This is a genomic window from Planctomicrobium stercoris (assembly GCF_051465655.1).
Taxonomy (GTDB): Bacteria; Planctomycetota; Planctomycetia; order Planctomycetales; family Planctomycetaceae; genus Planctomicrobium.
Genome location: NZ_CP195791.1, coordinates 407,235 through 431,415 on the forward strand (window position 1 = coordinate 407,235; position 24,181 = coordinate 431,415).

Consider the following 24,181-nt stretch of genomic DNA (forward strand, 5'->3'; position numbering starts at 1 on the left):
AGTCCTGTCCTTTGGTGACAGTTAACCGCACCTGAGGTGTCAAATCAATCTGTTGGTTCATTCCTGTTCACCATCGCATACGGTCGTCGCTATGCCCCTCTGTGGAAGAAACGATCTCAGGTGTCACCGGGAAACAGCTGCAGACCCGAGTGCAAACCTACTGGGCCTCGGGGAAGATCTGCAGCAGTTCTCCCTGATCGGTCACATCGAACAGGTAACGGGGACGGATGCTGGAACCACGTGGTGTCTCCTGCGGGGAGAAGGATTCAGAATGAAGAGAACTCGCGCGGAGCCGCTGAGAAGAAAGAGGGAGGATCATTTTTGATTTCCTCTGCGCCGCTGCGTCTCTGCGCGAGATTCTTCTGGATTGCGTCCTGCGAGACAAAACTCTTTTCACTGTTCCCTTTTCCGTCTCCTCGCTGGAAGCATCGGGAGACTGATGACTTCTGCTCGCCGGGTTCCATTTCTCTGCGAACTTCTGCTGGTTCTCCCGCAGCAGTTGTCCGAAGTTGATGCCCCAGGCCCGGAACGTCACGCTGCCAGTACCTATCAGCCTTCAACCTCCGTGTTCAGTCGAGTTGGGCGAGCGTTGCTCCGGTTTGATGTTTCGCACCGCGAGAAACCGAAGTGTCCATCGTTGAAGCAGACAAGTGCTTGCCAACGAGAAACATTGCGGATATCAGAAACGTATGTGTGGCCCAAGTACGCCATCTGTGACAAACTTTGTGCCGGACGTGGCCAAGCAAATTGTCTGAAATGACAAACTTTCTGTCGGACACCAATCGTGCGATTTACACGTCCAGGTCTTTGACGTCCAGGGCGTGTTTGTCGATGAATTCGCGTCGAGGTTCGACGTGATCGCCCATCAGCACGCGGAAAATTTCTTCAGCAGCGGCAGCGTCATCCAGGGTGACCCGTTTGAGCAGTCGCGTCGAAGGTTCCATGGCTGTTTCCGCCAATTCATCGTGGTTCATTTCACCCAGACCCTTGAACCGGGTGTAGGTCAGGCTCTTGCCCCCCAGATCACGTAGTGCGGGAACCAGGTCTCGCAGGCTGACCAGTTTTCGCGGCGAATCGTGACCGACGATTTCGTACGGGAAAACCTGCTCGGCATTTTTCGGGGGAGCGGGAAGAAGATCGTTGAGCGAAAGCTGAAACTTCTCCTGCAGCGTTCGAAGCACCTGATTGATCGTCCGCATTTCGAACAGGTCCGCCTTCGTCACCGTTTCCACCTGTGGGGCATCCGGGGGAGTGGTTCCATCCGCCGGGACCGTTTCGACGACAGCAGCTTCCACGATCTCCGGAGTCTTCTGCTCAGCAAGATAGGCATCGAGCTCTTCCCGAGTGGAGAACCATTTCTCTTCGGTTCCGCGAAATGCACGGAAGCGAGGGAGCATACCATCCGAACTCGTGTGTTCGCGTGCCAGTCGAAGCAGCGAAATCCCGCGTCGTTCCAGCGCTTCCAGCGGCTCGGTCACCTGAGCGAGAGTCTCCGCCAGCTCCAGCAGCTGCGGACCGGTAATCTCACGTCGCTCGGTATTTCCTGCAGTCGCTGGACCGATCAGACTTTCGCGAGGCTGCAACACCAGGACTGCTCCGTCGAGCCCCAGACCGAGCAGTTCATTCATCATCTCCTGATGGGTCTGAACATACCGCGGTTTCTGACTTCGTTTTCCGCGTGGCATGACGCGATACAACGGAGGTTGAGCGATGTACACGCAGCCCTGCTTCAGCAATTCCCGCATGTGCCGGAATATGAACGTCAGCAGCAGTGTGCGAATGTGAGAACCGTCGACGTCGGCATCGGTCATCAGAATGATTTTGCCGTAGCGACGCTTTTGAACATCCACCTCTTCCGCCAGCGGGAGAATTCCAATCGCTTTGAAAAGTGCAGTCACTTCCGTGTTGGCCAGCACCTTCACCATCTGTGCCTTTTCGACGTTCAGAATCTTTCCTCGCAGCGGCAGCACCGCCTGCGTCGCGGAATCCCGGCCCTGGTCGGCCGATCCACCGGCCGAGTCCCCTTCCACGAGATAAAGTTCGGAAAGTTCCAGCGAGTGATTCCGGCAGTCCCGCAACTTCTCGGGGAGTCCTCCTCCGGAGACCTTGTTCTGGCTGCGGGCCATGTCGCGTGCTTTACGGGCCGCTTCACGGGCTTCTGCTGCCCGGAGTCCCTTCTGACAGATGTTCTTGGCGATCCCCGGGTTTTCTTCCAGGAACTTCGTCAGCACGTCACCGGCGACGGAGTTCACGGCCCCTTCCACTTCCGGATTGGTGAGCTTGATCTTTGTTTGGGATTCGAATTGAGGATTCGGGATGCGGACGGTCACAACGGCAGCGAGACCTTCACGGAAGTCATCCCCGCTGGGGTTCATGTCTTTGAAGAGGTTGTTCGCCTTCCCGTAGTTATTCATCGTGCGGGTGAGGGCGGTTTTGAAACCGGAGAAGTGCGTTCCGCCGTCGGAGTTGCTGATCCCGTTGGCAAAGCAGCGGACGCTTTCGGAATAGCCGTCGTTCCACTGGAGTGCGATGTCCACATCGACGGTATCCACGGTCCCGATGATGCGAATGACATCCGGGTGCAGCGGGGTTTCCGTGCGGTTGATCCACTTCACAAACTCGGCCAGACCGTCTTCGTAGAAGAACGTGTCGGACTGTCCGGTCCGTTCGTCGGTGATGTTGATCCGAATTCCGGCATTCAGAAACGCACAATCCTGCAGTCGTTTATGAATGGTGTCGTAGTTGAAAGTAGTGTTCGGGAAAATCTCCGGATCCGGTTTGAAAGTCACTTTCGTCCCGGTGAGCTCTGTCGGCATTCCTTTCGAGAGAGGAGCGTCGAGACGGCCTTTTGCGAACTCCATGTGCCAGACGTGTCCCTGCCGGCTGACGTCCACTTCAACCCATTCACTGAGTGCGTTCACCGCGGTGATTCCCACTCCGTGCAGTCCCCCGGTCCCGACCGCGTAGGCCTTCCGATCGAACTTGCCACCGGCGTGAATCTCTGTGAACACCACTTCCAAGGCGGACTTTCCCTTGTCCTTCATCGTGTCGACAGGAATTCCGCGCCCGTCATCCGAAACGGTTACCGACCCGTCGCCGTGAATCTGAACGTTCATGACGCTGGCAAACCCGTTGGCGAATTCGTCCAGCACGTTATCGGTCACTTCATAAACCAGGTGATGCAGCCCTGCCAGATCGGTCCCTCCGATGTACATGGCGGGGCGATGACGAATTCCGTCAATCCCTTCCAGATGCTGAATGGTGTCGGCACTGTAGTCTTCAGAAACAGGTTTTGGTTTGCTGCTCATCGTTTTCCAATTCGTCAACATCAGTCTTCGACGGTGCTGTGAGTCGGAAGAACTCGCCGACCCACGGACTCACTGTCGAATTTTCAACTTCCCAACAGGTCTCCACGAAGCTTGAACTTGAGATCCCGCAACTTGAGATGGGAGTGATTCGCTTGAATCCGCTCCAGCAACTCCTGTTTGCGAAAGGAAACCAGTTCATTCAACAGCGCGGAGTTGGCCACCCCGATCTGCATCACTCCATTTTTCAGATTCAGGACGCGAGTCTGACGGGCCAGGTCCTCGCCCGCCGTCTGACTCCACGCTGCATGCAGTTGCCGATCGGCCTGGACTCTTCCGAATCCCCGCGCAGCGAACAACTTCGAAATCACGGCACCCAGGGTATCCGGTTCGGAAGTATCGTAAGGCCGATTCCGTTCCTTGGGTCCATAGTCCATTGAGCGATTCCATCCTGACAGATTCATGCATTTCGCCAAAGGCCGCAGTCGCAACGCCGGTCCGTGACGTTGCGATCGAATTCACTTACCGATCATCCCGAGCCAGCGGCATGACCACGTACGTGTAGTTTTCATCCGCTTTGAAGACCGCTGCACTGTTGCCGTCCACCAGATTCAGCGAAACAGGTCCTGCCGGTTCCAGAACCCGCAGGAATTCCTGAATGAATCGCGGATCAAACGTGATGACAAAAGGAGTTCCCTCGAAGCTGACCGGCAGTTCGATGCGGGAAGAGCCGACATCCTGTCCCACGCTGGTGAGCGTGAGAGTGCCGTCACCGAAGGCAAAGTCGACTCCCCGGCTTTCTTCATTCGTCACGATCATCGCCTGACGGACAGCCGAGAGGAACGGACCGACGACAAACTCAATTTTCGTTTCGCACTGATTGGGAATCACATCCTGATAGCGGGGGAAACGACCTTCGACGAGTCGGGCGTAAATGGTCGACAAACCACTCTGGACCAGGACGTGGTGCGGGTGAATCGCCAGGTGGACTTCCTGTTCGTCATCATGAATCGAACGTTCGATCAGGGACATCGCCTTGGCTGGAATCACCGGTTGTCCCGCTTCTTCCTTGACGTTCCCGTGTGCACTGCAGGTGGTCTTCACCACAGCCAGACGACGGCTGTCTGTGGCAGCGAGCGTCAGATGTTCCGCATCGAGTTCCAGGAGCACGCCCCCCAGAGCGTACCGGGTGCTTTCGGTGTCTGTGGCAAACAGGGTTCGCTGAATTCCCTGCTTCAGAAGCTTTCCGGAGATGACGTAGTAGTTCTGGTCTTCAAACTTTGCCACGGAGGGAAACTGTGCGGGATCTTCCACGCTTAAGCGGAATTCGCTTTGGGATGTGCGGACCCAGAGGGCGTCTTCGTTCACTTCGATCTGGATGGTGTCGTCCTGCACTTCACGCAGGATGGCGGTGAACTTCTGAGTCGGCAGGAGAACCTCTCCCACGGATTCGGTGATGACTTCTGCGAGTTCATACCGGATCCCGACTTCTTCATCGGTTCCCAGCAAGGTGGCCTTCCCGTCAGCAAGCGTCAACTTGACGTTGCGAAGGATTTCCTTGGGTGAACGCTGTGGGACAACCCCGCTGACAATCCCAAAGGCAGACTGGAGTACATTGCGAGGACAACTGAGTTTCATGGATGGGTTTCATTCTTTGAACAAACGGAAAGCTGAACATCCATCCTTGGACCAAGCAGAAGAAAGAATATCAGCAGTTGTATCATAGGGTATTTGAGAACTGACGGAAACCGAGGAGAGCAGATCGTAACCGTTTTTGTGGAGGAGATTTGCGATCTTTGACGAGGTTTGGCTACGCGTCGAAATCACGTTCAGAAAATGTGGCAAGTCTGTCACTGCATTGCGGACAGCGAAGCGGTTTTCCGCAGAACGATTTCAAGAGGCGAAAAGGGGCCGAAAACGCACTCCGAAAACGCACTGATTTTGAACAGGTATTCGACGCGAGGCGGGGTCTTTTTCAAACCGATACGAATCGGCGACAACCCTCCTCGCTGGAGAGAGTCGCATTTGCTTCGATGATCTTTGTATGGTGAACGAGTGCCTGCCCCCGGACGCCTCAGTCTCCGATGTTGAATGCCGGTGGGACTCCGAGTTCGCGAACGCAATCCTCGATTCAGAACATTGATCACCATGGACACCGGAGATTCTCACGCTGCAGGACCTCGAAAAGCATTGATCACCGGGGTGACCGGTCAGGATGGTTCGTATCTCGCGGAGCTGCTGCTGGCCAAGGGATACGAAGTGTGGGGAATCGTCCGGCAATCCTCAAGTAAGAATACCAGTCGCATCGATCATTTGCTTTCCGGAGAAGGGGTAAATGGGCGAAAGTTGAAGGTTGTTTCCGGAGACCTGTGCGATACTGCGTCGCTGGTGGAGATCCTCAAAACGATCCGCCCTGACGAGCTTTATCATCTCGGTTCACAATCCCACGTACAGGTGTCATTTGAATCGCCGGAATACACCGGGGACGTCGTGGGTCTGGGGACGATCCGTCTGCTGGAAGCGATTCGCAAGCTCGACCTGCCGACCCGATTTTTCGGAGCCTGTTCGTCGGAAATCTTCGGGAAGGCTGCCGAGTCTCCTCAAACGGAACAGACCCCCTTTCATCCCCGGAATCCCTATGGCGTCGCGAAAGTTTACGCATTTCATTCCACGATCAATTACCGTGAGTCGTATGGGATGTTTGCGGTGAACGGCATTCTGTACAACCACGAGTCACCACGGCGTGGAGAATCGTTTGTGACCCGGAAGATCACACGGGCGATCGGAAAGATCCTGACCGGGGAGCAGCAGTCCGTGTTGCTGGGAAACCTCGACGTCCGACGCGATTGGGGCTTTGCCGGGGACTATGTCCGAGGAATGTGGCAGATGCTGCAGGCGGAGTCGCCGGACGACTTTATTCTGGCCACCGGTGAAACACATTCACTTCGGGAGTTTTGTGAGCTGGCGTTTCAACATGTCGGGATGCCCATCAGCTGGCGAGGAGCCGGAATTGATGAAGTGGGAGTGACGGAGGATGGCCGGTCAGTCGTTCAGATTGACCCGAATTACTTCCGACCGACAGAGGCCAATGCGGTCTGTGGTGATGCCACGAAAGCTCGACAGAAGCTACGCTGGTCTCCGGAAGTCTCCTTTGAAGGTCTGGTCCAAATGATGGTGGACCATGATGTCGCGCTGGCGCGCCACGAACTCAACCGGGCCTAAGTGGACTGCGAAATTCGTTCACGCGGCTCAGAAGTTCAGCTGGGCGAATGCTTTGAACAAGACCCCTTCACCCGTGCTGTAGCTGTCCCATTCGGTCACCCATTTTTGAATGTCGGAACCGATGACCAGTCCGCGTCCCAGCAGGAAGCGGTTCCCGATGTAAAACGAATGGTTCAATGTCCGGCCGTACTGAGGCACTGTCGAATTCTCAGGATCGTCCACAGAGTATCCAACCGAGTTCTGATACCAGGAGGTCGGCTGTGTCACCAGTTCGAACCAGCCTCCGGTGCTGACCACCGATTCTCCCGAAGTCACGTTGATCCCTTGTCCGATCCCCCCGCGCAGGTCTGCAAGGTTGGCACCGTGGAAGAACTCGCTGCGAAACGTCAGCCACTTTGTTAATGGGAGGTGCAGGTCAGTCCCGTAGCCCCAGAGATGAAAGATCGTGTTCCCTGAGGCTCCAATGGGATTTGAGGTCTGCTGGGTTGCCCACGCGCCCCAGAAGCCGCCGAGGGCTTTTTTATTGGGGACCCAGCTGGGAACCACAAAACCGACGCGTCCCTGATACCCCGGAATCCCGGAGTACTCGTTATCGCGGATTCCATCCCCATCCAGATCCGGCGAGGAACCAACGGAGTTCATGAGCGCGATGCCGTTCTGAAACTGCAGACGGTACCCCTCTCCAAAGTCGTGGTCCCAGAGAACCTTGAATTGGGGACGGCGATCACCGGGATTTCCGTTGTTCCACTGCAAGGTATTGTCGTTGATCGCAGGATACAGGGGAGACGCGATATCCCAGTCCTGCCCGGCGAGGATCGTCCAGTCGTTGTAGTGAACCTGGGCGTAGGCGAGCCGCAGCCGGATCAGCTGCCGCGACTCCGAGTTCTGTGGAATACTCGTCAGAAAGTCGATTTCGACACGGGCGTGGCCGACAGCGTCATCGAGCGACTTGATAGGAAGCCCGTAGTACTCCACCCCCAGGCGGGTCAGGCGGGGATACAGCGAGTAGTTGGTTTTGTCGGGGTTGGGCGATGTGGGGGTGGTCTTCTCTCCCGGCATCATCCATTGTGGATTCTGAATATCGTTGAACAGGTGCGAGGCGACATCCAGGTCACCGCGTGCGAATCCGTATGGCCGGAGAATCCCGCCGCCTCGCAGCCGAACGGTGATATTCTGTTCCAGAAATTGATGGAGCGAATCACTATCCTCGACAAACTTGGGGACAGGCGGAAATCCTCCCATCGTCGCTCCCGGGGGATACCATCCGAAGGGAACGGGAGGCTCGATCGGAGAGAACACCATCCCGTGTTCGTCATCCAGTGAGAGTGCGGGGGGCAGAATTCCTTCTTTGGCGATGACATCGTCGACGGGAGTCAGAGCGAACTGTGGCGAAGTCTGCGGAAGAGGCGGAACATCCAGCAAACGGCCGTTGAAACCGGGAGGAGGAGAGGAATCAGGACCGGTGAAAAATTCTTCGCCGAAGTTTCCCAGAGCCGTCTCTCGAGAAAGACTTGAGGACTGTGCAAACAGAGTCTGTCCTATCAACAGGAAGATCGCTGTTGCATAAGAGAACCAGGTGACGATGTTGCACTGCTGACACACTTCGATCACGTCATTCACCGCTTCACTGGCGTGAAGCGAAAGGTCTCATTGAAGGCTGATGGAAGATGAAAATTCGATAGAATTTGAGGAGGCGGGAACCAGTAGGAAGGGTGGGTCTCGAGGATCGGGAGAGTTGAAGTTTCTTCCGCGGAATCCCGAGTAGGGAGTTGAATGCGGATTTTACTCAGACCTCCGAACAGGGGTACCGGAAATTCCCTTCCGATGACCCATTCGTAATAAATTCCAGCCTCGGAACTTGCCGTTAAAGAGTTCAGAGTTGCGGTATTGACGCTAAAAGGCTGCGTTTCATGGACCATTTGCAGATCCGTCTGGCTGACTTCGACAATGCGGCAGATTCTGCTGGAATCGTCTCGATTGTGAACGCGTACGCCATGGAACCTCAGGGGGGAGGCAAAAGCCTGCCTGCGGAAATTCTGGAACAGATGGTCCCCGGGATGAAGAAGGTCCCGGGTGCACTGACATTCCTGGCACTTCTGAAAGGACAGCCTGTCGGAGCGGCGGTCTGCTTTCGCGGATTCTCGACATTCTCGGGCAAGCCGCTGATCAATGTCCACGACCTGTCGGTCCTCAAAGAATATCGGGGACAGGGGATCGGAACCCGGCTTCTGGCTGCGGTGGAGGCGTATGCGGCTGCGGAAGGGTGCGGGAAAGTGACGCTGGAAGTTCGCGAACTCAATCCGCTGGCAGAACGACTCTACCGCAGACTGGGTTACGGCGATCCCAGCGGCTTCGCGACCCGATTTCTGGATAAACCGCTATCCAAAGATTCCACGCTCCGAATTTCCAAGACTGTCTGAATTTAAAAGGAGGTCCGGGATCAGGCATCACCCTGCAATCGCGGGATTTCCTGACCTCGATTCCCCGACCCGCGACCTCTGACGGCGGGCAGCCTGATTTGAGATTGTGCTGCCGGAGAGTTAGCATGCCCAGCCTGGACAGGTCCCCCGGCAATTGAAGCGATAAGAGCACTACGATGAGCGAGCCATCCATGAAACGAGGAACAGTCTGTCTGCACGGCGGACAATCTCCTGACCCCGCGACCAACGCCCGCGCCGTCCCCATCTATCAGACGACTTCCTTCGTCTTCAACGATGCCGACCACGCTGCCCGTCTCTTCGGCCTGCAGGAATTCGGCAACATCTATTCCCGCATCATGAATCCCACGTGCGACGTTCTCGAAAAACGGGTCGCACAGCTTGAAGGAGGAAGCGGGGCTCTGGCTGTTGCATCAGGTCAGGCTGCCGAAACGCTGGCCATTCTGAACATCGCCAAATCGGGACAGAATATTGTCTCCGCCACAAGTCTGTATGGCGGAACCTACAACCTGTTCCAGCACACGCTTCCGAAAATGGGGATTCATTGTCGGTTCGCTGATGCGGCCCGTCCTGAATCGTTCAAGGCAGCGATCGACGACAACACTCGCTGTATTTTCATCGAGACGATCGGCAACCCCCGCTGTGATATTCCGGACTTCGAAGCGATTGCTGAGGTCGCTCACGACGCCGGCATCCCGTTGATTGTCGACAACACGCTGGCTTCCCCCTACCTGTGCCGACCATTCGAACATGGCGCGGACATCGTGATCCATTCCGCCACGAAATTCATCGGCGGACACGGGACAAGCATCGGTGGAATCATCGTTGAAAAGGGAGACTTCCCCTGGGACAACGGCAAGTTCCCGGAGCTGACAGAACCTGATCCTTCGTATCACGGGATGAAGTTCTACGAGACCTTCGGTCCAATGAATCTGGCCTACATTCTGAAGGTGCGGACCCAGCTGCTGCGGGACATCGGTCCGTCGATGAGTCCGTTCAATGCATTCCTGCTGCTGCAGGGTCTGGAAACGCTGCATCTGCGAATGCCGCGGCACTGTGAAAATGCCTTGGCAGTGGCGCAGTTCCTGGAGTCTCATCCGAAAGTCTCCTGGGTGAACTACCCTGGCCTGGAGTCGCATCCGTCGTACAAGCTGGCTCGCAAATACCTGCCGGATGGGGCTGGGGCCATTTTCGGATTCGGGATCACTGGTCAGACACCTGCCGAACAGCACGCCAACGGCATCAAGTTCCTGAACAGCGTGAAGCTCTTCTCGCATCTGGCGAATGTCGGTGACAGCAAGTCGCTGATCATTCATCCGGCGAGTACGACACATCAGCAGCTCTCGAGCGAAGAGCAGATCAGCGCTGGCGTTACCCCGGACTTCATCCGACTCTCCATCGGGACAGAAGACCAGAGCGACCTGATTGCCGATCTGAAGCAGGCACTGGACCAGATCTAGGGGCCAGCCTGCGATCTGTGAAAACTTCCTGTAGACGCAAGTTGTTTGACGGTAACAGGAAGTGGAATCTTAACAAAGTCTTAACAGGGGCGAGATTGGCATCTTAACAATTCTGGCTTAACGTGGCTGGCCGGAATCAGCACCCATGTGCTGAAGATTTGACCGAGAACGAGATGTTCAGGGATATCTAATGCGATCAAGCCTGCTGGTGTTTGGCTTGGCTCTCCTGGCGACTGCTTCCAGTTGTGGTCAGAAGGAGCCATCGAACACGATCCCCCCTGGGGGCGCAATGCTCCCAGCGGGGGCGATTCTGCCATCGGAGGCGGCCATCACGTCGGGGGAATACCGTCCCTTGGCGCGGCCGCTGTTCCTGTATGTGAACAAGGCTGCTTTGAAACGACCCGCAACGGTGGCGTTGCTTCGGTATTATCTGTCTGACGAAGGTCGTGAACTGGTCGCCGACAGCGGCTACGTCCGTCTGCCCGAAGAGGGGTATGAAGAGCAAGTCAAACTCCTCGAGGAAGCGATCAAGGAAGCAGGACCGCCAGCGGGTGAAAAACTCTCGGGACAGGTCATGATCGACGGCTCCAGTACCGTCGCGCCGATCACCACGGCTGTTGTGGAAGAGTTTTCCAGTACTCATCCAGAAGTCCGAATTCCCGTTGGAACTTCCGGGACGGGTGGGGGCTTCAAGAAATTCTCTGCGGGAGAAATCGACATCTGCGATGCCTCCCGACACATCACGCAGTCTGAGCAGGAACTTTGTCAAAAGGCACGGATCGAATATCTGCAGCTGACCATTGGAATGGATGGCCTGACAGTCGTGGTCAACCCGAAAAATGACTGGGTTGACGGTCTGACAGTGGCGGATCTGGAGAAAATCTGGAACCCTGAAAGCAAAGTGAAGAAGTGGTCGGATGTGAATCCGGAGTTCCCGAACGTGGATATCAAGCTCTTTGGACCGGATACCGATTCCGGGACGTTTGAATACTTCACCGAAGAAATCTGCCATAAGAAGGGAGCTTCCCGGAGCGATTATCAGCAGAGTGCTGATGACAATTTCCTCGTCACCGGGGTGGCCAATGACGCGCATGCTCTGGGCTATTTCGGTTACGCTTACTACGCGGAGAACAAGAGCAGGTTAAAGGCGCTGGCCATCGCGCCGTAGTCGCTCAGGGATGAGCTTCGTTATTTCCCGTTTTTCAGTGTGAATTTTTGTCGCTGCGAAAAAAATATACCGCTGCCCGCTTTCAGGAACAGGTCATCGAGAGCCTGCTGCTGATCTGTGCATTGTTGTCCATCGCCACGACCGTCGGGATCATCCTTGTTCTGCTGACGGAATCGGTCTTCTCGTTCACCGGGGAAAAGGCGTTCTTTCAGGAGGTCTCTCCGATCGATTTCTTCTTCGGGACGAAATGGTCTCCCCAGTTTTCGGAGAAGTTTTTCGGGGTGCTGCCGCTCCTGTGCGGCACAATCCTCGTGGCTGGAGTGGCGGCGATCACGGGGTTACCGGCCGGGATTCTGGCCGCGATCTATCTCAGTGAATACGCCAGTCCCAAGGTCCGCAAGATCGTCAAACCGTTCCTCGAAATTCTCGCGGGGATTCCCACGGTCGTGTACGGGTACTTCGCACTGGAGTTCATTACGCCCTATGTGCTCGTCCCGATCTTTCAGGGCCTGCTCGGTTTCGATGTCGACGGCTTCAATGCTCTGAGTGCCGGAATTGTGGTTGGAATCATGATCATCCCGATGGTCTGCTCGCTGAGCGAAGACGCCCTGCGAGCGGTCCCGCGGAGCCTGCGGGAAGCGGGTTATGCATTGGGTTCCACCAAGTACGATGTCTGCGTCAAAGTGGTGGTCCCAGCGGCCACGTCGGGAATTATCGCTTCGTTTCTCCTGGCGATTTCGCGGGCCGTGGGTGAGACCATGGCGGTGGTGATCGCGGCTGGTCAGAGTCCGGTGATTACGCTCAACCCGCTGAAAAGTATTCAGACGATGACGGCATTCATGGTCAACATCAGCCTGGGTGAGACTTCGGCCGGGTCCATCGAATACAAGAGTCTTTACGCAGTCGGACTGACGCTGTTCTGCATGACACTGGGGATGAACATTCTGTCCCAGTGGTGGATGCACCGCTTCCGTGAGGTGTACCAATGACACCTGTTGAAGTGCCTCCTCCCAGCGTTTCCCCGGAACCGAAGTCTCAACTTCGCAGCGGAAAACGGGAAAGCAGACTGTTCCAGTGGATCTGCTCATCCGTCACCTGGATGAGTGTTGTCGTCCTGCTGGTGCTTCTGGTCTCTGTGACCAAGAACGCTGTGGGTTGGCTGGACTGGCAGTTCCTGACGAGCTGGGATTCCCGGTTCCCTCAGAAGGCAGGGATCCTGTCGGGAGCTCTGGGAACGATGTGGGTGATTTCCTTCACGATCCTGATCTCCGTTCCGATTGGAGTCGGAGCGGCGGTTTATCTGGAGGAGTACGCAGGCAACGGCTGGCTGACCCAGATCATCCGGGTCAATCTTGCCAACCTGGCGGGTGTCCCCTCGATTGTGTACGGGATACTGGGGCTGACAGTCTTCGTTCGCATGTTCGGGCTCTTTGGTCCGCATGGAGTGATTCAGAAATACACCGGAGTGACGATCGACGGGCTGTTCTACTCCGAATGGCTGGATGGGTATTTGATTCCCCTGCCGTTCGGACGGGTCGTCCTTTCGGCCAGTTTGACGCTTTCGCTCTTGATTCTGCCGGTCATCATCATTGCTTCTCAGGAAGCGCTGCGGGCGATCCCAGCGTCATTGCGTCATGCTTCTCTGGCGCTAGGGGCGACACGCTGGCAGACGATTCGACATCAGGTCCTGCCGGCGGCGACTCCGGGAATCATGACCGGTGTCATTCTCGCGATCTCCCGGGCGATTGGGGAAACCGCTCCGCTGGTCATGCTGGGAGCGATGACATTTGTCAATTTTGGACCGGGAAATCTGGACAGCCTGTCGGATCTGCGCGATCATCCACAAGGGCTCCTGAAAGCCCCGTTCGACACGTTCACAGTGATTCCGATCGAGATTTTCTTCTGGGTTCAGAAATTCAAACCGGAATTCAAATCGGTGGCAGCTGCGGGAATCGTGGTGTTGCTGGTCATTCTGTTGTTGTTGAACGGACTCGCCATCCTTATTCGCAATCGATACAGCAAGCATCTGCGCTGGTAGCCTCGGAATTCTGTTGACCATGGCCAACACGGCATCCTCATTTTCCAGCCTCGTGAAGCGACCCGCCAGCAGCGAAGGTCCCGCCAGCGAGCCTCGCAAACCGAAGATCGAATCACGCGATCTGTGCTTTTACTACGGTGACAGTCAGGCCCTGTACAACATTTCGATGACTATTCCGGAACGGTCCGTGACCGCCCTGATCGGTCCCTCGGGATGCGGCAAGAGTACGTTCCTGCGCACTCTCAACCGGATGAACGACATTGTCGAGGGGACCCGGCACGTTGGTGAGGTCCTGCTGGAAGGGCAGGACATCTACGCCAGTGACGTGGATGTCGTCGCCCTGCGCAAGCGGGTCGGGATGGTGTTTCAGAAGTCGACGCCGTTCCCCAAATCGATCTTCGAAAACGTGGCGTACGGACCGCGAGTGGGCGGCATCCGCGACAAGGAAAAGATTGCACACATCGTCGAATCCTCGCTGCAGCGGGCGGCACTCTGGAAAGAAGTTCAGAACCGGCTGCAGGACTCGGCCATGGCACTCTCCGGAGGTCAGCAGCAGCGACTGTGTATCGCCCGGGCGCTGGCGACAGATCCCGAAGTGCTGTTGATGGACGAACCGGCATCGGCCCTCGATCCCGCGAGTACGACCCGCATCGAAGACCTGATTTTCGAACTCAAAGAGAACTACACCATCGTCATTGTGACGCACAATATGCAGCAGGCAGCTCGGGTCAGCGACTCGACAGCATTCTTCCTGAAAGGTTCATTGATCGAAATCGGAGATACCGAGCAGATCTTTACCAATCCCAGAGAGAAGCAGACCCAGGATTACATTACCGGTCGTTTCGGCTGAGAGGCAGTGAAAAAAGAGAAGGGGACAGCGGGCAGAAAAGACGTCTGCCGACTCTTCCCCTTTTCCCGATTCCCTCTCCCCTTGTTGAGGAATACACGTGTCCGTTCATATGCAACTTGACCTGTCGGAACTGCATCGGGACCTGCTTTCCATGTGCGCCCGCGTGGAAGACATGATTCACCGCGCGGTCGGACAGTTGTCAGCTCCGGACTACGAAGAGACCCGGCAGCTGATGAACGAAGATACCGACATCGATCGCTGGGATGTGCGGATTGAAGATGCCTGCCTGAAGATCCTGGCACTGTATCAGCCCGTGGCGATCGACCTGCGACGGATCACGACCGTGATGAAAGTGTCCGGGGAGCTGGAACGTGTCGCGGACCTGGCGGTGAACATCGCAGAGCGGGCCAGCGGTCTGCTCAATTCCCCGCAGGTGACCATTCCCGAGCAGTTGACCCAGATGGCCGAACGGGCCGTCAACATGCTGCACCGGAGCATCGACGCATATGTCGATCTGAACAGCGAACTCGCGCGTCGGGTCTGCCTGGAAGACGACCAGATCGACGAGATGAACAAAGGGCTGATTCATCAGCTGATTGAGTACATGCACCGGTCTCCGGACCAGCTGGATGCGCTGCTGCATCTGTTTTCGGCGGTTCGCCATGTGGAACGGGTGGCTGACCACGCCACCAATATTGCGGAAGATATCGTCTACCTCGTGGAAGGTCGCATCATTCGTCATGCACGGAAGCTCGAGGGAGAAAAACCAACCAGCTCATGAGTAACCCACGCATTCTGATAGTGGAAGACGAGCCGCCCATCCTCGATGCGCTGCTTTATAATTTTCAGAAAGAAAACTTCGAGGTCACCACCGCCACCAGCGGTCGGGACGCTCTTCTCAAGTGTCAGGCGCAGGTGCCTGACGTTGTGCTGCTGGATCTGATGATTCCACCTCCCGATGGACTTCAGGTCTGTCGTCAGCTTCGCAGCGACCCGCGCACCAGGAACGTGCGCATCGTCATGCTCACTGCCAAAGATGATGAAACCGATGAGATTGTCGGCTTCAATCTGGGAGCCGACGACTATGTTTCCAAGCCGTTCCGGGTCAAACCACTGATCGAACGGGTCAAAGCGCTGCTTCGCCGTCCACAGTCGGAAGAGGACGACCGGCAGACACTCAATATCGACGGGATCGATATCGATCGCACTCAACACATCGTGAAGCTGCATGGGGAAGAGCTTCCGTTGACTCCGACGGAGTTCAATCTGCTTTGGACTCTGGCCCGGCAACCAGGAAGAACATTCAGCCGGAATGAGCTGCTCGACACATGCCGCGGAGAAGATGCCAACTCCATGGAACGGACGATCGACGTTCATATCCGTGCATTGCGGAAAAAGCTCGTCGATCGTGCGGAACTGGTGGAGACCATTCGCGGAATTGGGTATCGATTCAAGCCGTCGCGCCGGGTTTGATCGTTTTCAGAGCGGTTTTGCCAATAATCTATTCCGTTCCGCAGGCGATAATATGGACTTTCATGCGGTGAAAATCCTGGATCGCCTGCACATGATAGACCAAAACTGGTCTAGACTTTCTTCGACCTTGTGTTCAGGTGGGTCATGGATATCACCTCTCCCGCTTTGTTGAAACTGAAAGCGGCACTGTTTCTGGGGGTCGCCTTGATCGCAGGAGGCTTGCTGACTCTTCAGTGCTGGGCCAGTGTTTCGTGGCAGTTCTTCGCGTTCTACCTTGTCTCGATCTGGGCATTCTGCAGGGCCTACTATTTCTGCTTCTATGTGATGCAGCACTACGCAGACCCTGGATTCCGCTACACCGGACTGCTTGATCTTTTTCTCTATCTGTCCGGGTTCAAGAAAAAGCCAAGCAATTGATGTAGGGTCCGCTGTGCGGACCATTCCCGACCAGCCTGCTCGGTTTGACGTGTGTTTGTCGAGGAATCGAGGCGAAGTTGCCGCACTCGGAGAGTGCGGCATACCTAGCGGGCGCTCTCCGGGCCGATCCTTTTGGCGGCGCCGTATTCTCTTGGGCGCTTTCGCGATCGATGTGCTGGCGCTATGATTTCAGCTGACCGTCTGACTGCATGGAGTGCCTGCCTGTGTCGCTTGCCTGGAACTCGATTTATCACATGGACTGCGTTGCGGGGATGAACTCCCTGGACGCGGAAAGTGTCGATCTCGTTTTCGCTGACCCCCCTTTCAATATCGGGTACGAGTACGACGTCTATGACGACACGAAGGAGTCCGAGCATTACCAGGAGTGGTGCGAGGAATGGATTCGCGGGGTCCACCGGGTTCTGAAACCGGATGGGACCTTCTGGCTTGCGATCGGTGATGAGTACGCAGCTGAACTCAAAGTGATGAGCCAGAAGATTGGATTCCACACGCGCAGCTGGGTGATCTGGTACTACACGTTCGGAGTGAACTGCAAGAACAAGTTCACCCGCTCGCATGCTCATCTCTTCTACTTCGTGAAAGACCAGAAGAACTTCACCTTTCGGGGAGACGCACTGGAAAACAGAATCCCCTCGGCCCGACAGCTCGTGTACAACGACAAGCGGGCGAACCCAACGGGACGGCTGCCGGATGACACCTGGATCCTCCGGCCTCAGGATATCGCCCAGAATTTCACTCCGTCCGAGGACACCTGGTACTTTCCTCGCGTCGCGGGGACGTTCAAAGAACGGGCCGGTTTTCATGGCTGCCAGATGCCCGAGCAGTTGCTTGGCCGCATCATCCGTTGCTGTTCGCACGAAGACGAAATTGTTCTCGATCCCTTTTCCGGCAGCGCGACGACGCTGGCTGTCGCCAAGAAACTCGGGCGGCAGTTCATCGGGTTCGATCTGTCCGAAGAATACATCCGGGCCGGCCAGTCCCGTCTGGATGGGATCAGTCCGGGGGATGCTCTGAACGGAGCTGCGGAACCGACCATGAGTGTCCTCAGCACGGAAGAGGCGAAACTCAGAGACCAGGGGAAAGGGACCCGGGGAAAGAAGAGGAAATCAGCAGCTGCATCGCCACCCGCTGCACTTTTCCCTGAGTCATGACGTCCAGAGTTCACATGTCGAAATCTTCCACAGCCAGGCCGTCTGTTCGCACGATTTTGCTCTGCGCGACTGTCGGTGCACTGGTGCAACTGGGACTGCTGTGGGGGACGTCATTGCCGTTGGGTGTTCCTAAGGAATGGACTTGGGCCCGGGTCGAGTTCTCGTTCGGAGACGTGTTCAATCTCTGGCCAGCTGTGGTCACCGGACTGATGCTGATCGGCTATGTCCACTGGGGATCGACGAAGATTCGAACGTCATCCAAGGCAGGCCGAGCTGCGTTTCTTTTGCTGCTCTGGGCAATGGGGCTGTTCTGGACGCTGTCTGAGGTGGCAGCTGTTCCGGGAATCGCTGGGCTGAACCGAGCTCCCTTCGTGCTGTACTACACACGCTCGTCAGGCTACTTCACGCAAGCGCGTGAGGATGCCCGGGATCTGAAGCAATTCCTCGCGACCTATCACGAGCGAATTCAGGACAGCAGTCTCGCAGAGAACTATCTGCACATGGGGACGCACCCACCCGGGTTGACGACAGCGTTTGTCGCGATCCTGAATGGCTGCGAGAAGTTTCCTGCGTTGCGTCAGGCTGTCCTGGCCACACAGCCGGGGTCGATTCGCGACAGCTTCGCGGTCATTGCTCAAAACCTGTCGCCCGAGGCTCGGACGACCTGGGAATCAGACTCGGCAGCGATCTGGCTGGCGACCCTCATTGTCATTCTGCTCGAGACAGGCACGTGCATTCCCCTGTATCTGCTGGCGCGTCGAACGGTGTCACCTGAAGGAGCATGGTGGGCAGCAGCGTTCTGGTTGCTTGTTCCGGCCGCAGCCATCTTCTTTCCGAAATCCGATGTGCTCTTTCCCTGCCTGGCGATGTGGATTCAATGGCTGTGGCTGATCGGGATTGATCGAAGGAGTGTCTGGGTCGGTGCAGCTGCAGGGGCGGCGATCTTTGTCGCTGTCTGTCTGACACTTGCCTTTGCGCCGCTGGGATTGATGCTGGTCCTGCAGGGGATTTTCGTCGTGCCTTCCAAAGATCAACGGGCGACGTCGTTGCAGTCTCAGGCCCCGAAGTTCGACCTCGGACGACTGAATGTGTATCTGGGATCGGGAGTGGTCTTTGGCCTGCTGATTCTGGCTGCACGGCTATTGGGGGGAATCAATCTGCTTCAGGTCTGGATGCAGAATCTCAGGAATCATGCGTCGTTTTATGATCATGCGACGCGGAGCTACCTCCCCTGGCTGGTGGTGAATCCCTTGGAACTCGGCATCGCACTCGGTCTGCCGCTAGCGGTGCTCAGTGGCGCGGGTATCTGGATCCTGCTGAAGCATGTGCGTCCATTGCGATGGGACGTGCTGATACCCGTTGGCGTCTGGGCGATATTGTGGCTGAGCGGGAAAAACATGGGGGAGGCCGCCCGGTTGTGGGTCTTTCTGATGCCGTATGCCGTCTGGACGGCAGCCATCTCGATTGATCGTTTTGCAGAGGAGAATCGGCAGTCGCGTCCGTTGCTGGTCCTTCTGATGGTGCAGATGGTGGTCTGCCTGGGAACGGTGATGCGGATCGACGGTTTCCACTTTGCGGAACTTCTTCCCTGATGGACCCGGACGTTCTCAAATTTCCAGATCTAGACTCCCGTCTCTCAACTCTCGACGACACCCAGTTTTGATGCACGATCACTGTGGTGGAGATGGTGTGTGGTGGATGTTCCCATTTGAAGTACCTATGCTGAAGATGTCTGGAGACCTTTCCCGTTTATGTTGTGTCGGCCCGCAGTCGCGATGCCGGCTTACCCTCCCTGGTGAGGAGCGATTTCGTGTCAGATGCCCCATCCGCAGCGAGCGATCAACAACGCCGATATCGTGAATTTATGGACCTGCTGCCACTGACGTTATCACTGGCTGGACTCCCTCCCAGCGAAGTCGGGCGGTATTTCACCGAACAGCAGATTGAGACCCGGGTCTTCGTGATTCGTCATGCCTACAAGGCGTCCCGGGCCCTGGTGAAGGAACTGGTCGTTAAGTAACGAAGTTCGTTGGACGGCAGTTGCGTCAGCGGCAACGCAGTAACCTCCATGGAGTGCTCCCATGTGGCCCAGCGAAAATCCGTGGCCGGTGATCATCGCCTGTCTAATCGTTGCCATTGCGATGCTGATCGTCTGGTCGCAGCGAAAAAGCGGTTGGTTGCTGGTGCTCGTCATTGTTCCCGTTCTGGTCGCTGCCGGGGCGTGGACTTTTGATCAGATGGTGGTCACCGAGCGGGAGAAGGTGACGGAGGATGTCCGGGGGATCGTCGCCGCGTTTCAGAGCCGGAATCTCGATCAGACTTTGTCTTACATCTCCGAATCGGCCCGCGATCTGAAGCTGCTGGCAGCTTCGGCATACAATCTGGTCAAGCTCGGCCCCGATACACGTGTCACCGATATCCAGGTGACGATGCTTCCGCGGAACGAGCGTGCGGTCACCGTCTTTCGTGTGAACTCCACAGCCCAGGCATCAGGAGGGGCCAGTCGCCTCAATACAATGTGGGAGGCCCGCTGGCAGCCTGAAAATGGCGAATGGAAGATGATCGACATCATTCCCTGCGATGCCATGACCGGGAAGCGCGAGCCGATTCCCAGCGAATGGCGCCGGGCTCTCAACGTCATGTACCCGCAATCGCCGTAGTTGCCGGTCTGTGTTGCAAGATTCACCACGGAGACACGGAGGCACGGATCCTTCTGAAACCGCGAATCACGCGAACTCGGCGAATAAGACCCCGGGGGAATCACTCGAAAATGGAATCCTCAAATGCGAGTGACAATTCGGAACTGATGATCTCGGTGTGTTATTCGCTCCATTCGCATAATTCGCGGTTTAAAATTCTCGGTGGCTCCGTGCCGCCGCGGTAAATCCGAGTTCCATCACGCTGATGGCTTCGAGGCAGGTCGGATTGGATGCGGTCTCCCCAGCCGTTAGACTGTTCTGATTGTCACCGAATCCGGGTTGCAGGTCCGAACCGTCGTAAGTTGTTGAATGTTACCCACCTCCACATATTCTCCCCGTTCCACTCCGTTGCGGCTGGGAGTTCTGATTTCTGGCGGAGGAACGACGCTGGTGAATCTGCACCGGCAGATTCAGGCCGGTGAACTGAATGCTGAAGTTCCACTGGTGGTCGCCAGCCGGGAATGTTCCGGGGTTCAGCGCTGCCGGGCACTGGGGCTGCAGGTCATCGTCCTTCCCCGCAAGCAATATCCAGACACCAGCAGCTACAGCGAAGAGCTGTTTCGCCTGTGCCGCGAACATCAGGTCGATCTGGTCGTCCTCGCTGGTTTTCTCACACGGATTTCCATCCCGGAGGACTATCAGCTGAAGGTCATGAACATTCATCCGGCACTGATTCCGGCATTCAGCGGACAGGGGATGTTCGGGCATCATGTCCACGAGGCGGTGATTGCGCGGGGGTGCAGATTCTCGGGATGTACCGTGCATTTCTGCGACAACGAATACGATCATGGACCGATCATTTCCCAGCGGGTGGTGCCGGTACTTCAAGACGACACCCCGGATGCTCTGGCCGCCCGGGTTTTTGAAGAAGAGTGCAAAGCGTATCCAGAGGCAATTTCATTGTTCGGAGCAGGGCGGCTGAAGGTGGCTGAGCGCCGCGTGTTCATTTCTGATTCCTGAGTCGAACTCATCCAGGAGGCCGAGATGGCTGCTCCTCTCCCGTCCGACGTGCTGCTGGTCTCAATTCAGGTGGGGCTGCCGCAAACGTACGGGGACGCGTCCGCGACAGATCCGCGTGAGCAGCAATGGCGGACCGGGTTCTTCAAGAAGCCAATTTCTGGACCGTGTCGTGTGACGCTGACTGGTCTGGACGGTGACGGACAGGCCGACCTGAGGGTGCATGGAGGTCCCGATAAGGCGATCCTCGCTTACTCGGCTGACCATTACCCCGCGTGGAGGAAGGCGATTGATCACCCGGACATGACCGGGGGGGCCTTCGGTGAGAATCTCACGATTTCCGGGCTCACTGAGGAAAGCGTCTGCATTGGAGACGAATGGGCGATTGGCTCGGTCAGGTTACAGGTTTCGCAGCCTCGGCAGCCGTGCTGGAAACTCGCCCGTCGCTGGGGTGTGCCGGAACTTCCCAAGCTCGTGGTTCGATCCGGCTGGAGCGGCTGGTACTTCCGGGTCCTGCAGACAGGAGAGATCGAGCCGGGCCAGAAGTGCGTCCTGGAGCATCGACCGCATGGGGAATGGTCCATCGCCCGGACGAGTCAGGCGCTCTACGACCGGAATTTCCCGCTGGCAGCGGCTGAAGAGCTGGCGCGACTCCCGGAACTTTCCGCAGCGTGGCAGGAAGACCTGCAGGGTCGACTTGGCAGCCGGATATCTTGAGTTATCACATGCCTGTGGTGATTCGTCCGGTCGGACCGTAATAGGAAGGTGACATCTTTCGCTGAAAAATCGACGTCAGAAAGCGAACGGGCCCGATTTGAAAATCTGATAGAGAACCGCCACAATTCGGGACCTGCCGGGAGGGAAGTCTCCCCGGTATTCCAGCTTTTGCAGACTGAAGTCAGTCAAAGGTTCTCTTCATGGCCAGCGCCAAATCTCTTGCCTCTGCAGCCCTCACCGCCAATGACGGTATTCTGCGTCTGACCCCGACCTGGGTGCCGCGTTCCTTCCTTCAGCCGGGACGCCGCCTGAAGCTGCATCCGGCAGATTACTACGCACTCGGGATGGACCGAGGGGGGATCGATGAACGATGGTTCGGCTCAACGACCGTCGCAGCGAATGAGAACGCCGCTCACGATGAGGGCCTGTCTTACATCATTCACAACGGTGAGAAGTGCACGCTGCGTGATGCCATTGCTGAGCTCAAAGGCGAAATCATCGGCGATGAGATGTGGAACAAGTACGAGCGCTGGCCCGTCTACTCCAAGTTCTTCGACAACATGGGTCCGATTCCTCATCACATGCACCAGAACGATGAGCAGGCTGCTCTCGTCGGACAGCAGGGCAAGCCGGAATCGTATTACTTCCCGCCCCAGCTGAACGCGATCGGGAATAACTTCCCGTACACGTTCATGGGATTTGAGCCGGGGACCACGAAAGAAGAAGTGATCGCCTGTCTGGATCGCTGGAATGAAGGGGACAACGGGATTCTGGATATCTCCAAGGCGTATCGCCTGAAGCCGGGAACGGGCTGGCTGATTCCGCCGTGCGTGCTGCACGCTCCGGGATCTCTGCTGACCTATGAACCGCAGTGGGGCAGCGACGTGTTCGGGATGTATCAGTCGCTGGTGGAAGGCCGCATGGTTCCGCGTTCGCTGCTCACCAAGGACTTCCCTGAGGAGTTCCATAATGACAACGAGTACATTGTGAACGCCCTCGACTGGGAAAAGAACGTCGACCCCAACTTCCGCGATTCCAACTACCTTGAGCCGATCGTCTCCGAGCAGGGAGCCGGCTGGGTCGACAAGTGGATTGTGTACGGCAAGGTGGACAGCAAGCAGCTCTTCACCGCGAAGGAACTGACGCTCGAACCGGGTGCGAAGTGCACCATCAAGGATCCGGGTGCCTTCAGCTGGATCACGGTTCAGGGCCGCGGCAAGATCGGGAAAGTGGACCTGCAGACGCCGGTGATGATCCGCTTCGGCGCGATCACCGAAGACGAAGTGTTCGTCACCTGCAAGAAGGCGAATGAAGGGGTCACTTACGAAAACAACGGGACCGAGCCGCTGGTCGGTCTGCGTTACTTCGGCCCGGATGCTCAGCCGAACGCTCCCAAGAACGGAGCCTGGAAGAAGAGCTGAACTTTCTGATTCAATTCAGAAAGTTGAGTCTTGAAGAAACGGAAGTCCGGTCCTGAACCAGTTCAGGGCCGGACTTTTTCATGCGCTGATGAGATTGGGGATGTCTGGTCAACTCCCGGTATGAGGGCAGCATTGTTATCGGAATTCTTCCGTGGGTTTGGGTGTCACTGGGACCGCACGGATGTGCGAGAGGCGACTCATATGAAAGTTCAGCTGAATGTCCTGGTAAATAAGATCGAAGCTTCCGGCTTGCATCCAGATGTTCACTTTGAGCGGTTTGCCTTTGATTGCCTCGACCTCTCCCACCGTCATTCCATATCGCAGCTTTCCGCCTGAAAGTCGTTCAATATCCTCCGTTATCTTCTTCAATCCTTCGATCTGGCGTTCGCGTCGAAGCTGTTGATACCGTTCCTGATTCTTGAGTTCCTCCCGCAGAGCATCATCGAGGCGCAGGCGGTACTGTTCGTAGATTCCTTTGCCGGGGGAGTCTTCCCGACTCAGCGTGACGATGGCTTCACCGTCGTGCGGAATCTCGATGAGCCCTTTCGTTTCCCCAAGAAGTCCCCGATAGACTGCCAGATGATCAGCTGGGATCGGAATGATCTTGAAGGAGAGCTCTGTGACAGCAGGTGCATCGAAAGCTGTTCTCACCCTCAGAATGGCCTTTGTCTCTGGATCGCGGGTGATCACTCGATCCTGAATGTCCTGGAAGGTGCGACTGACATACGCCGGTTCTCTGCCGTTCTCTGACGATGCTGTTGCCTGAGGAGATTCCTGGGGGTCTGCGGAGTATGCAGCATGGAACGGAGACAGCAATAGGCACATCGCGACGAATCGTCTCATG

23 protein-coding genes are annotated in these 24,181 nt (G+C 56.5%); 17 read left to right on the forward strand and 6 right to left on the reverse strand.

All coding sequences use genetic code 11. The features are described 5' to 3' along the window. Positions 1-157 precede the first annotated feature (157 nt). From SH661x_RS01625 to dnaN, 4 genes are all read right to left on the reverse strand, one after another. A complete protein-coding gene (locus SH661x_RS01625) occupies positions 158-319 on the reverse strand; it encodes a hypothetical protein (RefSeq protein ID WP_437227389.1) in 162 nt (53 codons plus the stop codon). Positions 320-791: 472 nt separating this feature from the next. Beyond that, positions 792-3,308, reverse strand: coding sequence for a DNA gyrase subunit B (locus SH661x_RS01630; RefSeq protein ID WP_437227391.1), 2,517 nt, complete (start codon positions 3,306-3,308; stop codon positions 792-794). 83 nt (positions 3,309-3,391) lie between these two features. Further along, positions 3,392-3,742, reverse strand: a complete 351-nt coding sequence (locus SH661x_RS01635) for a DUF721 domain-containing protein (protein ID WP_437227392.1) — start codon at positions 3,740-3,742, stop codon at positions 3,392-3,394. 85 nt (positions 3,743-3,827) lie between these two features. Beyond that, on the reverse strand, positions 3,828-4,943 hold the full coding sequence (dnaN, locus tag SH661x_RS01640; protein ID WP_437227395.1) for a DNA polymerase III subunit beta: 1,116 nt from the start codon (positions 4,941-4,943) through the stop codon (positions 3,828-3,830). A gap of 510 nt (positions 4,944-5,453) precedes the next feature. Between dnaN and gmd the strand changes: the two genes are divergently transcribed. Then, positions 5,454-6,527: a GDP-mannose 4,6-dehydratase gene (gene gmd / locus SH661x_RS01645; RefSeq protein WP_437227397.1), complete on the forward strand. Its 1,074-nt coding sequence runs from the start codon at positions 5,454-5,456 to the stop codon at positions 6,525-6,527. A gap of 27 nt (positions 6,528-6,554) precedes the next feature. Here gmd and SH661x_RS01650 read toward each other — a convergent pair whose 3' ends face one another. Next, positions 6,555-8,138, reverse strand: coding sequence for a hypothetical protein (locus SH661x_RS01650; protein ID WP_437227399.1), 1,584 nt, complete (start codon positions 8,136-8,138; stop codon positions 6,555-6,557). A 299-nt stretch (positions 8,139-8,437) separates the two neighbouring features. Between SH661x_RS01650 and SH661x_RS01655 the strand changes: the two genes are divergently transcribed. The 16 genes from SH661x_RS01655 to SH661x_RS01730 all read left to right on the forward strand — a co-directional run bounded on the left by SH661x_RS01655 (position 8,438) and on the right by SH661x_RS01730 (position 23,337). Beyond that, positions 8,438-8,947, forward strand: coding sequence for an N-acetyltransferase family protein (locus SH661x_RS01655; RefSeq protein WP_437227401.1), 510 nt, complete (start codon positions 8,438-8,440; stop codon positions 8,945-8,947). 176 nt (positions 8,948-9,123) lie between these two features. Continuing rightward, positions 9,124-10,425 (forward strand): O-acetylhomoserine aminocarboxypropyltransferase/cysteine synthase family protein, encoded by a 1,302-nt coding sequence (locus SH661x_RS01660; protein WP_437227403.1) that lies wholly within the window; start codon positions 9,124-9,126, stop codon positions 10,423-10,425. A 190-nt stretch (positions 10,426-10,615) separates the two neighbouring features. Continuing rightward, complete coding sequence (locus SH661x_RS01665; protein ID WP_437227405.1) at positions 10,616-11,593, forward strand: phosphate ABC transporter substrate-binding protein PstS family protein; 978 nt, start codon at positions 10,616-10,618, stop codon at positions 11,591-11,593. 47 nt (positions 11,594-11,640) lie between these two features. Beyond that, positions 11,641-12,582, forward strand: coding sequence for a phosphate ABC transporter permease subunit PstC (gene pstC, locus SH661x_RS01670; protein WP_437227407.1), 942 nt, complete (start codon positions 11,641-11,643; stop codon positions 12,580-12,582). Beyond that, positions 12,579-13,631 carry a phosphate ABC transporter permease PstA gene (gene pstA, locus SH661x_RS01675; RefSeq protein ID WP_437227409.1) on the forward strand — a complete coding sequence of 351 codons (1,053 nt, stop codon included), beginning with the start codon at positions 12,579-12,581 and terminating at the stop codon, positions 13,629-13,631. Before pstC ends, pstA begins: the two co-directional genes overlap by 4 nt. Before the next feature lie 19 nt (positions 13,632-13,650). Beyond that, positions 13,651-14,481 carry a phosphate ABC transporter ATP-binding protein PstB gene (gene pstB / locus SH661x_RS01680; RefSeq protein ID WP_437227411.1) on the forward strand — a complete coding sequence of 277 codons (831 nt, stop codon included), beginning with the start codon at positions 13,651-13,653 and terminating at the stop codon, positions 14,479-14,481. A 97-nt stretch (positions 14,482-14,578) separates the two neighbouring features. Then, positions 14,579-15,262 (forward strand): phosphate signaling complex protein PhoU, encoded by a 684-nt coding sequence (phoU, locus tag SH661x_RS01685; protein ID WP_437227413.1) that lies wholly within the window; start codon positions 14,579-14,581, stop codon positions 15,260-15,262. After that, the gene (locus tag SH661x_RS01690) at positions 15,259-15,954 is read left to right on the forward strand and encodes a response regulator (protein WP_437227415.1); all 696 of its coding nucleotides are present in this window, start codon (positions 15,259-15,261) and stop codon (positions 15,952-15,954) included. Before phoU ends, SH661x_RS01690 begins: the two co-directional genes overlap by 4 nt. A 144-nt stretch (positions 15,955-16,098) precedes the next feature. Beyond that, positions 16,099-16,371 carry a hypothetical protein gene (locus SH661x_RS01695; protein ID WP_437227417.1) on the forward strand — a complete coding sequence of 91 codons (273 nt, stop codon included), beginning with the start codon at positions 16,099-16,101 and terminating at the stop codon, positions 16,369-16,371. A 224-nt stretch (positions 16,372-16,595) separates the two neighbouring features. Next, positions 16,596-17,543: a DNA-methyltransferase gene (locus tag SH661x_RS01700; RefSeq protein ID WP_437227419.1), complete on the forward strand. Its 948-nt coding sequence runs from the start codon at positions 16,596-16,598 to the stop codon at positions 17,541-17,543. A gap of 14 nt (positions 17,544-17,557) precedes the next feature. Further along, positions 17,558-19,135 (forward strand): hypothetical protein, encoded by a 1,578-nt coding sequence (locus tag SH661x_RS01705; RefSeq protein ID WP_437227421.1) that lies wholly within the window; start codon positions 17,558-17,560, stop codon positions 19,133-19,135. A gap of 218 nt (positions 19,136-19,353) precedes the next feature. Then, a complete protein-coding gene (locus SH661x_RS01710; RefSeq protein WP_437227423.1) occupies positions 19,354-19,563 on the forward strand; it encodes a hypothetical protein in 210 nt (69 codons plus the stop codon). A 61-nt stretch (positions 19,564-19,624) separates the two neighbouring features. Further along, on the forward strand, positions 19,625-20,203 hold the full coding sequence (locus SH661x_RS01715; RefSeq protein ID WP_437227425.1) for a hypothetical protein: 579 nt from the start codon (positions 19,625-19,627) through the stop codon (positions 20,201-20,203). A gap of 348 nt (positions 20,204-20,551) precedes the next feature. Next, a complete protein-coding gene (gene purN, locus SH661x_RS01720; RefSeq protein ID WP_437227427.1) occupies positions 20,552-21,202 on the forward strand; it encodes a phosphoribosylglycinamide formyltransferase in 651 nt (216 codons plus the stop codon). Between the two features lie 24 nt (positions 21,203-21,226). Beyond that, positions 21,227-21,916: an MOSC domain-containing protein gene (locus SH661x_RS01725; RefSeq protein WP_437227429.1), complete on the forward strand. Its 690-nt coding sequence runs from the start codon at positions 21,227-21,229 to the stop codon at positions 21,914-21,916. A gap of 200 nt (positions 21,917-22,116) precedes the next feature. Further along, a complete protein-coding gene (locus tag SH661x_RS01730) occupies positions 22,117-23,337 on the forward strand; it encodes a hypothetical protein (protein WP_437227431.1) in 1,221 nt (406 codons plus the stop codon). A 135-nt stretch (positions 23,338-23,472) separates the two neighbouring features. Here SH661x_RS01730 and SH661x_RS01735 read toward each other — a convergent pair whose 3' ends face one another. Beyond that, complete coding sequence (locus SH661x_RS01735) at positions 23,473-24,180, reverse strand: hypothetical protein (RefSeq protein WP_437227433.1); 708 nt, start codon at positions 24,178-24,180, stop codon at positions 23,473-23,475. Between the last annotated feature and the right edge of the window lies 1 nt (position 24,181).